Origin of the sequence: Rhodococcus sp. NPDC079359 (genome assembly GCF_040702585.1) — a bacterium.
In the GTDB taxonomy this organism is placed as follows: domain Bacteria; phylum Actinomycetota; class Actinomycetes; order Mycobacteriales; family Mycobacteriaceae; genus Rhodococcoides.
Window position 1 is genome coordinate 119,306 of the sequence record NZ_JBFBLH010000007.1, and the last position, 12,660, is coordinate 131,965.

The 12,660-nt window shown below is 65.3% G+C and carries 17 protein-coding genes; 6 read left to right on the forward strand and 11 right to left on the reverse strand.

The window, feature by feature from the left end; all coding sequences use genetic code 11:
- Positions 1–7 precede the first annotated feature (7 nt).
- Positions 8–514: a GNAT family N-acetyltransferase gene (locus AB0362_RS17705; protein ID WP_269596164.1), complete on the reverse strand. Its 507-nt coding sequence runs from the start codon at positions 512–514 to the stop codon at positions 8–10.
- A gap of 80 nt (positions 515–594) precedes the next feature.
- Here AB0362_RS17705 and AB0362_RS17710 point away from each other — a divergent pair, with 80 nt between their 5' ends.
- Complete coding sequence (locus tag AB0362_RS17710; RefSeq protein ID WP_366236011.1) at positions 595–1,497, forward strand: D-2-hydroxyacid dehydrogenase; 903 nt, start codon at positions 595–597, stop codon at positions 1,495–1,497.
- Between the two features lie 53 nt (positions 1,498–1,550).
- On the forward strand, positions 1,551–1,994 hold the full coding sequence (locus tag AB0362_RS17715) for an SRPBCC family protein (RefSeq protein WP_366236012.1): 444 nt from the start codon (positions 1,551–1,553) through the stop codon (positions 1,992–1,994).
- On the opposite strand, the gene AB0362_RS17720 is transcribed toward AB0362_RS17715, so the two are convergent.
- Positions 1,991–3,241, reverse strand: coding sequence for an Nramp family divalent metal transporter (locus AB0362_RS17720; RefSeq protein ID WP_300514765.1), 1,251 nt, complete (start codon positions 3,239–3,241; stop codon positions 1,991–1,993). The two genes, AB0362_RS17715 and AB0362_RS17720, sit on opposite strands and share 4 nt — an antisense overlap.
- 97 nt (positions 3,242–3,338) lie before the next feature.
- Between AB0362_RS17720 and AB0362_RS17725 the strand changes: the two genes are divergently transcribed.
- Complete coding sequence (locus AB0362_RS17725; protein ID WP_366236013.1) at positions 3,339–4,100, forward strand: class I SAM-dependent methyltransferase; 762 nt, start codon at positions 3,339–3,341, stop codon at positions 4,098–4,100.
- Here AB0362_RS17725 and AB0362_RS17730 read toward each other — a convergent pair.
- Both AB0362_RS17730 and AB0362_RS17735 read right to left on the reverse strand, forming a co-directional pair.
- Positions 4,097–4,723, reverse strand: a complete 627-nt coding sequence (locus AB0362_RS17730) for a hypothetical protein (protein WP_317809061.1) — start codon at positions 4,721–4,723, stop codon at positions 4,097–4,099. The genes AB0362_RS17725 and AB0362_RS17730 overlap by 4 nt on opposite strands.
- Before the next feature lie 61 nt (positions 4,724–4,784).
- A complete protein-coding gene (locus tag AB0362_RS17735; RefSeq protein WP_317809298.1) occupies positions 4,785–6,029 on the reverse strand; it encodes a molybdopterin-dependent oxidoreductase in 1,245 nt (414 codons plus the stop codon).
- A gap of 236 nt (positions 6,030–6,265) precedes the next feature.
- On the opposite strand from AB0362_RS17735, the gene AB0362_RS17740 reads away from it, so the two are divergent.
- The 3 genes from AB0362_RS17740 to AB0362_RS17750 are packed head-to-tail and all read left to right on the forward strand — an operon-like array spanning position 6,266 to position 9,894.
- On the forward strand, positions 6,266–7,549 hold the full coding sequence (locus AB0362_RS17740) for an HNH endonuclease (protein ID WP_317809060.1): 1,284 nt from the start codon (positions 6,266–6,268) through the stop codon (positions 7,547–7,549).
- A 60-nt stretch (positions 7,550–7,609) separates the two neighbouring features.
- Positions 7,610–8,908, forward strand: coding sequence for a lipase family protein (locus AB0362_RS17745; RefSeq protein WP_149406775.1), 1,299 nt, complete (start codon positions 7,610–7,612; stop codon positions 8,906–8,908).
- Positions 8,909–8,922: 14 nt separating this feature from the next.
- Positions 8,923–9,894, forward strand: a complete 972-nt coding sequence (locus AB0362_RS17750) for an endonuclease/exonuclease/phosphatase family protein (protein ID WP_317809058.1) — start codon at positions 8,923–8,925, stop codon at positions 9,892–9,894.
- 15 nt (positions 9,895–9,909) lie between these two features.
- Here AB0362_RS17750 and AB0362_RS17755 read toward each other — a convergent pair whose 3' ends face one another.
- Genes AB0362_RS17755 through AB0362_RS17785 form a run of 7 tightly spaced genes read right to left on the reverse strand, consistent with a single transcriptional unit; the run spans position 9,910 to position 12,659 of the window.
- Positions 9,910–10,488 (reverse strand): hypothetical protein, encoded by a 579-nt coding sequence (locus AB0362_RS17755; RefSeq protein ID WP_094638315.1) that lies wholly within the window; start codon positions 10,486–10,488, stop codon positions 9,910–9,912.
- Positions 10,485–11,027 (reverse strand): DUF6286 domain-containing protein, encoded by a 543-nt coding sequence (locus tag AB0362_RS17760; RefSeq protein ID WP_366236014.1) that lies wholly within the window; start codon positions 11,025–11,027, stop codon positions 10,485–10,487. The genes AB0362_RS17755 and AB0362_RS17760 overlap by 4 nt, the downstream gene beginning before the upstream one ends.
- The gene (locus tag AB0362_RS17765; RefSeq protein WP_317533048.1) at positions 11,024–11,404 is read right to left on the reverse strand and encodes an Asp23/Gls24 family envelope stress response protein; all 381 of its coding nucleotides are present in this window, start codon (positions 11,402–11,404) and stop codon (positions 11,024–11,026) included. The genes AB0362_RS17760 and AB0362_RS17765 overlap by 4 nt, the downstream gene beginning before the upstream one ends.
- Positions 11,397–11,576: a hypothetical protein gene (locus AB0362_RS17770; RefSeq protein ID WP_027495126.1), complete on the reverse strand. Its 180-nt coding sequence runs from the start codon at positions 11,574–11,576 to the stop codon at positions 11,397–11,399. The genes AB0362_RS17765 and AB0362_RS17770 overlap by 8 nt, the downstream gene beginning before the upstream one ends.
- 15 nt (positions 11,577–11,591) lie before the next feature.
- Complete coding sequence (locus AB0362_RS17775) at positions 11,592–11,876, reverse strand: hypothetical protein (RefSeq protein ID WP_068049442.1); 285 nt, start codon at positions 11,874–11,876, stop codon at positions 11,592–11,594.
- A gap of 4 nt (positions 11,877–11,880) precedes the next feature.
- Entirely contained in the window at positions 11,881–12,156 is a 276-nt protein-coding gene (locus AB0362_RS17780) for an Asp23/Gls24 family envelope stress response protein (RefSeq protein ID WP_068049455.1), read from the reverse strand.
- Between the two features lie 11 nt (positions 12,157–12,167).
- Entirely contained in the window at positions 12,168–12,659 is a 492-nt protein-coding gene (locus AB0362_RS17785; protein WP_068049443.1) for an Asp23/Gls24 family envelope stress response protein, read from the reverse strand.
- Position 12,660 lies beyond the last annotated feature (1 nt).

Here is a 12,660-nt window from a genome sequence, read left to right on the forward strand (position 1 = left end):
CGAGACACTACCGATCGGTCGGCTTCTCGAAAAGGGCAACGCTGAACCATGCACTGCCCTCGGCGAACTCGCGGCGGCCGACGTAGCGGAACCCCTGATCGAGGTAGTAGCTGCGCAACGCACCGTTGGTCTCGGCGCAGTCCAGACGCAGCAGCGAGCGTCCTTCCCGGCGAGTCTGCTCCGACGCCCACTCGAGCAGCGACGCGCCGAGCCCGGTACCGGCCTCGCTTCTGTCGATCACCAATCCGTGTACGTAGCAGGCCAGTTCGTCGTGCTCGGGCCAGATGGTCGGGTCGGATCCGATCAAGCGCAGTGCTCCGACTATCGGGCCGCCGGGATCGCGTCGGGCGACGTAGAACTCTCCTGCCTCGATCTGCGCGGCGACGGTGCCGAGTGGCACCTCGCGTGGCGTCCACTGATCGATTCCGCGATCCGAGAGCCAGTCCTCGGCCGCGTGCCGGAGGCCGAGTATCGTTGCCGCGTCGGCGGCAGTTGCGGGTTCCACGGTGAGCACGGTGCCATGGTACGGAGGTGGCGAGTTCTGTGGTGAACGTGCTTGTGGTCGAGAACGGTTCGGACCGGAGGTCCTTCCCCGTGATCGATGGAGTCGAGTTCCGAAGCTGCCTGATGGACGAACTCGCCGACGCGGTGTCGTGGGCCGAGGTGCTGCTGTTTCGGACCTTCGAGACTGCCGATCTGCGTGGCGTGTGGCCCGGTGCCGAGAATCTTCGCTGGATCCACGCGTCGAGTGCCGGAGTCGATCGACTGCTGGATCCGGTTCTGCGCGAGAGCCCGTGGATGCTGACCAATTCCGGTGGCATCCTCGACCGGGCCATCGCCGAGTACGTCGCAGCCGGCATCCTGGCGTCGGTCAAGAAGCTGCCCCGGGCGCTTGCTCGGCAGCGCGAGCGGGTGTGGGAGCACAGAGTTGCCGGCGGAATTCACGGTCGCGCCGCCCTCGTCGTCGGTCCCGGTTCGATCGGACGCGAGATCGGCCGCGTACTCGGCGCGCTCGGTATGCGCGTCGAGGCGGCGGCAACGTCCGAGCGACCGGGCGATTCGGAGTTCTCGCGGATCCGAAACTTTCGAGAATTGCCCTCGTATGCAGGCGAATACGACGTGATCGTGTTGGCGACACCGCTGACCGATGCCTCGCGCGGACTCGTCGACGCGGCGGTGCTGGCGGCGATGCGTTCCGATGCAGGCCTGGTCAACATCGCCCGCGGTCCCGTCGTCGATGAGCGGGCCCTGTGCGATGCCCTGGGATCCGGAGGGATCGGGTGGGCCGTGTTGGACGTGTTCGAGGTCGAACCATTGCCGGACACGAGCCCGCTGTGGGACATGGACAACGTCATCCTGACCGCGCATCTGGCGGGCGACTCCGAGGATTTCGCAGAGCGTCTGTGGGCGCTGTTCGAGGACAACCTGCAGCGGTACGTCCGCGGTTCGGCATTGGTCAACGTGGTGGATATGCAGGCGGGATACGTACGCCGCTGAAACGGACCGCCAAAGTATGCGTAACACGCCGTAGCATGTACTAGGGTGCACGAGTGCGTGAAATCAATCGTTCGGCCGTGGCATCGACCAATCGCGATGCGGCATTCGCCTACATGGACGACTTCAGAAACGTCCCGCAGTGGATGTTCGGCATCACCCGGTTCGAGCCGAAGAGCGACATCCTGTCCGGTCTCGGAGCCACGTACGACGCGACGATGCAGATCGGTCCGAAGGCTCTCACCTCCGTTGTGCACGTGACCGAATGGGTCCACAACGAGAGGCTGACGCTCGAATCGGTCGAGGGCCTGTCCAACTCGTCCACGTGGTCGTTCTCCGACACGGCAGACGGCGGTACCCGTCTGGATGTGGTGTTCCGCTACAGCCTTCCCGGCGGAATTGCAGGCAAGGTGCTCGGCGCTGTGGTCGAACCCGTTGTGGGTCAGGCGATCAAGCACACGGAGTCGACGCTGCGCGCCCGCCTGGAGGCGGCCGACTAGTACACGTACTTGTCGAGTGCGTCCAAGACCTGGTCGACGGCGAGCCACGCGAACAGGAATGCGCAGACACCCAGCGTCAGGTTGGTGAACCAGCCGTTGCGCCACTGCTGTGGCACCCGATCGCTGTTGAGCAGAATCAACAGCGTCACCGCCAGGAACGGCATGAAGACCGCCCCGAGGACGCCGTATGCGAGCACGAGTCCGATCGGTTGGTCCAGCCAGAGCAGCGCCATCGGCGGGAACGTCAACCATGCGACGTACCAGCGGAAGTACTTACCGCCCACACGTGTTTCGGGGTGGCCCTGTTCGAGCCCCTTCAGATTGCCGACGAAGTCCGCGAACATCAGGCTCACTCCGTTCCACACCCCGATCAGGGATGAGAACGACGCCGACCAGAATCCGATGAGGAACACGTACCCGAACACCGTGCCGTAGCGCTCGGCGAGCACGTCGGAGAGTTGAATCAGGCCCTGATCGCCGGTGGAGATCGCGATCTGCGACGAGTACAGCAGTTCGGCACCGACGATGAGCATGGCGAGGACGAAGATGCCGGAGATGACGTAGGCCATCGAATTGTCGATGCGCATGACGCGCATGAATTTCGGTGTGATCCAGCCTTTCTCGCGCAGCCAGTAGCCGTATGCGGCGAGCGTGATGGTGCCGCCGACGCCACCTGCGAGGCCGAGGACGTACACGATGGAGCCGTCGGGAATGGTGGGGACGATGCCTTTGACGATGGCGGGAACGTTCGGAACCGCCACTACCGCAGCGCCGATCACGGTCACGAACATGATGCCCACGAAGACGGTGATGATCTTCTCGAAGAACCCGTAGCTACCGAGCCAGATCAACGCGAACCCGAGGAGCCCGGACGCGATGGCGACAACCTTCAGATCCAAGGCTGGGAACAGCGCGACGATCGGCAACGCGCTCGACGACATCGCCGCAGCACCGTAGACGAATCCCCAGATCACGATGTACGGCGCGAAATAGACCGTCGTCCACTTACCCAGCGAACGCCAGCCCTGAAAGATCGTGTTGCCCGACGCCAACGTGTAGCGGCCGGCACCCTCCACCAGAACGACTTTCATGACGACGCCGACGATGATGACCCAGAGCAGTGCGTAGCCGTAGCGCGAGCCGGCCACCAGAGTCGCGACGAGGTCGGCAGCCCCGATGCCGGTTGCGGCGACCACGAGTCCGGGGCCGACCACCTTCCATTTCGGAGGTGCAGTGGTCTCGGTCATCGATCCTCCTCGTGCGCCGGGGGTTGCTCAGTGACCTGTCTCACTCTTTACGAAACGTACGGTTCCTGGCAAGTCAGCGCTCGGTACCGTCGATACGGTGACCGACGGACAGCAGTCATCGCGTGCACTGAGCTTCGGCAAGGTTGCCGAGAATTACGACCGGGCCCGTCCCGGCTACCCCGCCGAGTTGTACGCGGACATCATGACCGGGGACGGGCTGCGAGCGCTCGAGGCGGGAGCAGGTACCGGTAAAGCCACCGTCGCCTTGGCCGAACTCGGTGCGTCCGTCGTTGCGGTGGAACCGGATCCGGCTATGGCAGAGCTGGTTCAGCGGCGCACCGAGAACCGCGACGTCGAAGTGCAGGTGTCACGGTTCGAGGATTGTGCAGTCCCGGCGGCGTCGTTCGATGTAGTCGTTGCCGCCCAATCCTGGCATTGGGTGAACCACGAGCAAGGAGCTGCAGTAGCGGCCCGCGCGTTGGTCCCCGGCGGCGTCCTTCGGTTGTGGTGGAACATGCCGGGCGACCTCGAGGGCCCGGCATGGGAAGCGGTCAGGGCGGCCTACGACGCAACCGAGCCGGCAGCGGCACCACTGTTGGCGCACTCTCTCGGTGCGCAACCGGAGTCGAACGTGCCCCGCGCTGCCGGCTTCGGTCCGTGGACGACCTCGACATACGAATGGGTTCAGCGCTATTCCGCAGATGAATTCTGCGCCATGGCCGCCACGTACTCGAGCCATCTAGCCCTGGACGACGTGCGCCGCGGCGAGGTCCTGGGCGCAGTACACGCGGCCATCGCCCGCCACAGCTACGTGGACTACCGCTACGTCACGCAGATGGTGACGGCGCAGCTCGACTAGGAGATCGTCGTGGTGCAGACGACGAATTGCCTTGAATCGTAGGCGAATCCACCCTCGGGGCATTCGTTGGGATCGGCGGTACCGGTCTTGATCTCGGTGACCTGTTCGACGTCGGTCGCGGTGGGGTCGTTGCAGTCGACTCGTGAGGGCTCGTCCATACCGACGGTGGGCACGCTCATGCAGCCGTCGACGACCCAGTCGACGTCGAGGCACAGTGCCCCCTGCTCCACGCCGTCGAGTGTCTCGTAGTAGGTCTGATTCACGTCGGTGGGGCACTGCTCGTTCTGCTCGGCCTTGGCGATGACCTTGTAGTTCGATTCCATGCTGCCGCATTCGGCGTTCTCGATGGTGGCGGCCGTCATCGTTCCGCCGAGTTGGACGCATTGACCGATCTCGACATCGATGTCGGTGGAGCCGCCGGCGTCGATGCCTTCCTGGCCGGAGACGTCATCGGTGGTGCCGGCCGCGGCGGACGTGGCGGACGAGGTGGTGGTGTCTGCGGCAACGGCAGTGCCCGATTCGGACGACGAGCATCCTGCGGCGAACAGCAGCGTGAGCGCTGCACCTGCGGCGAGGAGGCCTCTGGAGAAAGCAAGCATCGTGGCATGACCTTCGGAACTCATCGAGGCGAGAGAACACGCCCTCGTCGGCCGCCCCACGAGTTGAAAAGCGCACAGCCGGAAGTCACGAACGGAACACGATGGTGGCAACCCATTTGGTGTTGTGGACGCCCGGAAGAGCGGGAACGATCACGCGCGCGGGAAATCCGTGATCGAGCGAGAGATCCACGCCGTTGACTTGCAACGCGAGCAACGAATCCGGATGGCTCGCTTGATTTCCCTGTAGTACCGCGCGCGTGAATGCACCGTTCTGCTCGAGCGAAGTGACCTCGGCCGATCGCGGTGCGGGTACGCCTGCGAGCGCGGCGAGTTCGGCCAACGGGACGCCGGTCCACGTCTGCGTGGTCGACCATCCTTCTACGCACGCGATCGGAAGTTCGGCAGTGCGCTGCGGCATCGACAGCAGCCTGCCCCGAGACAGCACCACCGGGACGGCGTCGTCGGCTGCGCTGCTGATCGTCAGTTGCCAGTCGGGCCCGGTCTGCGCCTCGGTGATCCCCGCAGCTTCGGCGGTTCGGTTGATCTGGAAGTCGTTGGGGCCGTCACCGTACGAGCGTCCGCGAGGCAGCAGAATCGCGGCCTTGCGCAGCACTCCTCCGAGCGTCTGGCCGACGGTCAACACCGCGACGAAACCCATTCCGGCAGCGACCAATCCGATGGCACCGCGTCGACTCATGGTCGACGAGGGGCTGTCGTCGCTCTGCTGGTCCGGAGCTTCGTTGCGGGCCCGCAACACGTCCATCAATGACTCGGACCTCAGGGTGCGCCACATCAGCGGAACCTTGAGGCCGAGGTGCACGATAAATCCGGAGATGAACACCCAGGCACCGAAGTAGTGAGCGGCGTAGAAGTCGAAACCGAACACGTAGTCGTACTGGATGTTGAGGACGCCGGTGACGATCTCGAACAGCAAACCACCGACCAGTGCCAACAGTGACAGTCGTTCGAGCGCATGTGCCGGCGATCGGACCGGTGGTAGCTCGACGAGCTTGGGCATCACCGACCACAGTTTGGCGATGACGAGCGGCACGATGATCAGGCCCAACCCCACGTGCAGGCCCTGGGTGAGTTGGTACAACCAGGCCGGGTCGGTGGGCCAGTCGAAGTACGGCAACCGCAGCCACCCGACGGCTCCGGGTCTGGCCTGGCCGAACTGCGGTCCGTAGGCGCTGTACGAGAGCAGCCCCGTCACCGTGATGATCGGCAGCGCGACGAGCAGCACCGCACCGAACAGCGACGTCAACCACGTGCTGCGCAGCGGACTGCGAAAGCGCGCGAGAGGATTGCGGACGTCGGCCATGTAGGGCATTCGCTGCCCAGTCGATGCCGGATGCCTCGTGGCCTGCTCGGGTACCGGCGGGTCGTCGCTCACGTGCGCCTACCGCCCTCCGCTCGGAACCAGCATCCGGTGTCAGTATCGGGCCGGACAGCGAGAAAGCAAGCCCGGAACGTCCCCGCGGGGACGTGCCGGACCTCGTCGAGAAGTTCTTGTCGGTATCCCGTCGTACGCTTTGTCGAACATGCATTCGATGAATGGGGGCGTTCATGAGCGACATGCAAGAGGCTGGATCCGAGGCGGGACGGATCGAGACGAGAGAAATCGAGACCGAGATCTGCGCTCTGGCCGGTCAGATCGCTGCGGCGTCGGCGCAGTATCTGATTCTGGTGGGTGAGTTCGATGCTCGACGCGGATGGGCGGGATGGGAAGTGCGGTCCTGTGCGCACTGGTTGTCGTGGCGTGCGGGAGTCGACCTGCACACGGCCCGTGAGCAGGTACGGGTGGCCAAGGCGATGCGGGAGTTGCCGCTGATCACCTCGGCGTACCTGAGCGGCACGGTTTCCTACTCGAAGGTCCGGGCGATGACGAGGGTGGCCACGGTCGACAACGAGGCGTCGCTGCTGCAGAAGGCGCTCGATGCACCTGCTGCCCACATCGAGCGTCTGTGCCGTGGCCTGAAGAAAGCGATGCGTCCGACAAGGGGTAACGGAGTCGATGCCGATCCGTCCGTGGGGCGGTGGCGCTGGGACGAGGACGACGGCTCGCTCGTGCTGACGGCGCGTTTTCGGCCCGAGGACGGCAAGCGGTTTCTGGCTGCATTGACCAGGGCGGAGTACGAGCGCACCCGCATCGAGGGTGAATCCGAGGGTGACCGAGCGGCTCCGGCACCGTCCAACCCGGTGCCGGCGATGATTGCCATGGCCGAGATGGTCTGTGCCGGAATGGATTCGCCGGTTGTCTCACCGGCGGCGGAAGTGTTGGTCCACCTCGGCGGCATCGAGGAGGCGGGTCACGATCATGCCCATTTCGACGACGGCCCGGGTCTGGACGACGAAACGTTGGCTCAGGTGCTGTGTTCTGCGGTCATGCGGACGGTCGGCCACGGCCGCCTCGGCAAGACTGTGCGGTGGAGTTCGACTGCCAAAGCGCCGAGCCGAACCCAATTGCGGCAGTTGATCATTCGGGATCGATGCTGCACGGTGCCCGGGTGTGGGCGCACTCGATTTCTGCATGCCCATCACGTCACCTACCGCTCACGGGGAGGCAAGACCACGCTCGACAACCTGGTCCTGCTGTGCGGCGAACACCATCGAGCGCTGCACGACGGCTACTTCTTCATCGAAGCCCTCGACGATCAACGCTTCTCGTTTCACCATCCTTCGGGAATAGAGATGATTCACGCGCCGACGATGTCCGGCGACGCGGACGAACTCCGGCGGCGACACGATTGCATCGCGCCCGACGCCATCGTCCCGAACTGGGGTGGGGAGGGCCTCGACCTCAGCTACGCGACCGACGTCCTGATCACCAATTGGCAGCAGGCTGCATGAAATGGAGTCGTTGAGGGCAAGTTAGTGTGACGGCGAGACTCGGACAAGAAGCGGTGGGACATGAGCGTCGACAGATCGATAGAGGACGAACAGCCCTGGCCGGTGGAACGAGCACCGAGCCGGAGTGACGCGACCAGGCCGGAGGACGACGCCTTCTACGCCGCGCCCGATGGGTACGAAGCGGCTCCACCGGGGACGATTCTCAAGGTGCGTCCGGTCGAGGTCGCGATGTTCGGTCGTGTGCGCCAGCGAGTCGACGCGTGGCAGCTGCTCTATCGCACCGCTGATCTCGGCGGGTATCCCCAGGCCAGCGTCACGACGGTGCTGCGCCCGCGGGACGCGGAGCCGGTACTTCTGTCTTATCAGTGTGCGATCGACGGCGTCGCGTCCTCGTGCTTCCCGTCCTACGCGCTTCGGCGTGGCTCGCGGGCGTTCGGCGCAGTTCCACAGTTCGAGTTCCTGCTGGTACTGCACGCCTTGCGACGAGGGTGGACCATCTCGATCCCGGATCACGAGGGACCCGACGGCCACTGGGGTTCGCCGCAGGAACCCGGGTTCTGCACGCTCGACGCCATCCGCGCGGCGTTGTCGTTCGAGCCGCTCGAATTGAACGACAGCACGCCGGTCGCGCTGTGGGGCTACTCGGGCGGCGGGCTCGCCACATCCTGGGCGGCGGAGATGGCACCGGAATACGCACCGGAGATCGAGCTGGTCGGTGCCGCCCTCGGCTCCCCCGTCGGAGATCCGGGTTCGGCGTTCACCCGGCTCAATGCGACGCTGCACGCAGCATTGCCGACACTGGTGGTGGCCGGCCTGCGGCGGACCTACCCCGAGCTCGATCGGGTCATCCGTCAGCACGTCAACGAGGACGGAATGCGCATTCTCGATTCCGTGGAGTCGATGACGACAGTGCGCGCCGTGACCAAACTGGCCAGGCACGACCTGGACCACTACATCGACGTTCCGCTGGCCGATCTGTTGGCACTGCCCGAGATCGTGCAGGTGTTCCTGGATATTCAGCCCGGGCGCACCGCCCCGACGGCACCGCTGCTGGTCATTCAGTCGGTGCACGATCAGATCATCGCCGTCGACGACGTAGACGGGCAGGTGGATCGGTACATCGAGGCCGGAGCCCACGTGACCTATCTGCGGGATCGGCTGAGCGAGCACCTGTCGCTGCACCCGATCGGTGCGCCGCTGACCTTGGACTGGTTGTCCGATCGATTCGCCGGAGTGCCGGTCGAAGAACCGTCGACACGAACGGTGTGGTCCATTGCGTTCTCGTTCGCGGCGGTTCGCGGTTTGTTGTCGATGACCTGGACGACCATCCGAGCGTTGGTCGGCGGCGTGCGAGCGTAGCTACTCTAGGGCGGATGCAGCGAACCTGGATACGAATACTCACCGGCACGATCGCCATTCTGGGCATCGCCACCGGGCTCGTGGCACTGGGCGTCTACTACACCGACACCCGGGTCAACGTCCTGATCGCGCTCGCGTCGTTCGTTCCGCTGATGTTCATCGCCGTGGTGGTCGGTGCCCTGGTGGCGTTGATCGGTAGGCGCTGGGTTCTGGCGGGAGTCTCCGCACTGGTTCTCGCTGCAGGCGCAGTGGCCTACGCACCGCTCTACGTGGCGGACGCGGCACCGGAGGACGCGACGGGCAGCGAGGGCGTGCGGTTGCGCGTCATGCAGGCGAATCTGATGATCGGGCTGGCCGATCCCATTGCTGTGGTCGGTCAGGCCCGCGACAGTGCCGTCGATGTCGTCACGATCCAGGAACTGACCGACGCGTCGGTGGTCGGTCTCCGTGACGCCGGTATGGACGAACTCTTTCCCTACAGCTACCTCGAGCCGCACGTGACCGGCGGCGGCGGAGCCGGAATCTACAGCCGATTCCCGATCTCGGACAACCGGCAGCTCAACGGATACGGCCCGGTCAATCTCGCCACCGAGGTCGAGGTCCCCGGTTCCGAGCCGGTCACGCTGCTGGCCGTGCATCCCGGTCCCGCCTACATCACCCCGGCGGACATCTGGACCGCTGAATTGGACACGCTCCGAAACGATTTGGAGGCGGTGGCAGGCACCGGCCGGGTGATCGTCAGCGGGGACTTCAACACCACGTACTCGCACAAGAAGTTCCGCAACCTGCTCGACGTCGGATACTCGGACGCCGCAGCACAATTGGGCAAGGGCCTGATCCCGACCTATCCCACGGACAAGGGCACGCCCGCTGTCGTCGGGATCGACCACATCCTCACCAACTCCGGCCATGCGCGGTCGCTGGAAAGAATCGATCTCCCCGGATCGGACCATCACGGCCTGATCGGGGAGATCGAATTCTCCTGAGCGTGCGAGCGGAAGTCAGCTCACGCGAACGGACTGCTTTCGAGACTTTCCGCACTGCAACAGGATTCGCACTGCGGCGGGAGTGCCGTCCAGTGACGTCACGATGTCGTTGCGCGTCTGTGCCGCCACCGCGGAGACCTTGTCGAGTGTCGTCACGGCCGGGTCGATGGTCGCGGTGATCTCGACGACCCGCTGACCGCGGTCCGACACCGATCGGCCGTGTGCCGACACGACGCCCTCGTGAGCTGCCAGGGACTTGGCAGCACTCTTGGCGGCGGTGGTCAGATCGACACTGAGCCTGCCGTCGACATCCGAGTCTGCAGTGGACGAGAACGCGACGGTGCCGACCGAACGGCGGGGCAGGTGCGCGAGCAGCCACCAGAGTCCGAGAAGTACGAGAACGATCGCGGCTGCTCCGAGAGCCCAGGGCCACCAGCCGGCGTCGACGGTGGTGTCGACGAACGCGGCATCGATGCGCTCGCGGCCCGGGAACTGGCCACGTTCCCACGCGATTGCTCCGCCGCCGAGGGCGATCAGTGCGAGTCCGACGACCGCTGTACTGGTTCGGTCGACCGAGGCAGTTGCGCGTTTCACGATGGTTGTCCTGTCGTTCGCACTCGCGTGCGGACTTTCGGTGCCGGCGCAAGTGGGCGGAGAGCGTCGTCGACGGAGGTGGCGATCGACGATTTCAGCGCTGCGGTGTCGGTGCCCGTCACGGTCGACGCGGCGACGGTGACCTTCTTGTTGCCGGCCTTGGCCGTCGCGGAGTCGACACCGGCGTTGTCGAGAGCGGCAGTGCGAGCAACAGCGGCGACGTCACCCTTGCGGAGCCAGACGTCCTGCTCGGTGAGGGCGCGGTGAGTCCGCCGGCGAGGCTTGACGGCGAGCAGGACGAGGATGAATCCGATGACGACGGCGACGATCCCGCCCGGCAACATCCAACTCTGCGCGGTGAGCCCGTCCAGGCTCGTGGCAGCGGGGCCGACCCACTCGGGGCCGTCGATGGCACCCAGGTTCAGCAACGCTTCTCGGCCGAGGACCACACCGGCTCCGATGAGGACGAGTGCGAACAGGATTGCGGGTACGGCTGCGGCGGGGTTGGCTACCGGCTTCTTCGTCGCTTTCGCGGTCATTGCACTCTCCCTTCTTCGACGGTGGCTTCGGCGGGTACGCATTGGACGGTGACGTCGACTCGATCGACGGTGTAGATGCCCAGCTCGGACAGATCCCGGGCCACGGCGGCACGAACTTCAGCGGCCACCTTCGCCAGCGGCGATGGCCAGGTGACCGCCACCGCGACCTGGGCGCGAACGCGCGAGCCGTTGATCGTCACGTCGGCTTTGGGTAGGTCACGCCCACCGAGGACGCGCAGGCCCGGCTGAGGATCGGCAACGGCGTCGGTGCTGCGGGCAGCGAGTACTGCCAGGCGCTCGACGGCCTTGTGCTTGATCTCCAGTGATCCGCGTTCGCCGGCGTCCTCGGGGGTGTCGGTCGCAGCTGTCTCAGTCACGACCGCGACCACGCATGATCGAGTTCAGGTCCAGTTCGCCGTCGATGTAGCGGCCGACGAAGAATCCGAGGCCACCGAGAACGATGGCGATGAGGAAGCCGGTGAAGCCGCCTGCCGCTGCGGCGATGGCCAGCAGAAGTCCCACGAACAAACCGATGGTTGCAGTGGTCATGGTCTTGATCTCCACTCAGAGTTCGAAGTAGTTGCGCCTGGTGACGCGTTTGCGGATACGAGCGATCCGCTTGGGAAGTGTGCGTAGCGGGGACGGAATCGAGGACGCACGGAATGCCGTCGGTGTGCTCGCTGCGTTGACAGGGGCCGAGGGCAGCACCGCGAATCTTCGGTCGACATCGGCGAGTGCGGCCATGTACCGGGCCGGGTCGCCGCCGATGTCGGGGTGGTGTTCGCGTGCCACAGCGCGCCGAGCCGCCTTGTATTCGGCGGCTCGGTCGTGCGCTGCGTGCTGGTTCACCTGGTCAGACTCGCACAATGTCCTCGACGGTGACGTGCACGGGCCCGTCGACCATCGTCGCCACTGTGCGTCGCACTGCATCGGCCGTCTCGCGGACTGCGACTCCGAACTCCAGCGATACGTGGACCTCGGTCCCGTCCTCACCGATTCGGATGCCGGCGATACGACGCCCGGGCAGATACGTAGCGGCCTCACCGAACATGCCGCCGTGCAGCCCGACGACACCGTCGATCGCCAGTACGGCGTCGGCGATGTCCTCGGACCTGTCACGTTCCGTCATGTGCGGGTCGGTCACTGCACTCGGGTGGTGGCGGGCTCGCTGGTGGTGTCTTCGTCGTCCGAGCCGTCGTCGAGGTAGATGTCGTGAACGACGATGTTGACCTCGGTGACCTCGAGGCCGGTCATGCGCTCGACGGCGTTGATGACGTTGCGACGGATGCCCGCTGCGAGGTCTGCGATGGAGACGCCGTAGTCGGCGACGATGTCGATGTCGACCGCTGCCTGACGCTCGCCGACCTCGACCGACACGCCCTGCGACTGGTTGACGCGGGCACCGGGGATGCGCTCGCGGAGAGCGCCGATTGCGCGGCTGGCTCCGCCGCCGACGGCGTGCACTCCCTGGACCTCACGGGTGGCGATGCCGGCGATCTTGGAGACGACGGTATCGGCAATGGTGGTGCGGCCCTGCGAGCTGACGAGCACGGAGTCCGACTTGGTGGTGATGTCGGTCTTTCCTTCGCCTGCTGCGGATACGGTTGCCTTGGTGTCCGTCGTGGAGCTCATG

Bases quoted from the DNA above. Each gene is read 5' to 3' on its own strand.
- AB0362_RS17720 (WP_300514765.1), bottom strand. From the start codon at position 3,241: ATGACCGAGACCACTGCACCTCCGAAATGGAAGGTGGTCGGCCCCGGA.
- AB0362_RS17730 (WP_317809061.1), bottom strand. From the start codon at position 4,723: ATGAGTTCCGAAGGTCATGCCACGATGCTTGCTTTCTCCAGAGGCCTC.
- AB0362_RS17735 (WP_317809298.1), bottom strand. From the start codon at position 6,029: ATGCCCTACATGGCCGACGTCCGCAATCCTCTCGCGCGCTTTCGCAGT.
- AB0362_RS17740 (WP_317809060.1), top strand. From the start codon at position 6,266: ATGAGCGACATGCAAGAGGCTGGATCCGAGGCGGGACGGATCGAGACG.
- AB0362_RS17745 (WP_149406775.1), top strand. From the start codon at position 7,610: ATGAGCGTCGACAGATCGATAGAGGACGAACAGCCCTGGCCGGTGGAA.
- AB0362_RS17750 (WP_317809058.1), top strand. From the start codon at position 8,923: ATGCAGCGAACCTGGATACGAATACTCACCGGCACGATCGCCATTCTG.
- AB0362_RS17760 (WP_366236014.1), bottom strand. From the start codon at position 11,027: ATGACCGCGAAAGCGACGAAGAAGCCGGTAGCCAACCCCGCCGCAGCC.
- AB0362_RS17770 (WP_027495126.1), bottom strand. From the start codon at position 11,576: ATGACCACTGCAACCATCGGTTTGTTCGTGGGACTTCTGCTGGCCATC.
- AB0362_RS17780 (WP_068049455.1), bottom strand. From the start codon at position 12,156: ATGACGGAACGTGACAGGTCCGAGGACATCGCCGACGCCGTACTGGCG.
- AB0362_RS17785 (WP_068049443.1), bottom strand. From the start codon at position 12,659: ATGAGCTCCACGACGGACACCAAGGCAACCGTATCCGCAGCAGGCGAA.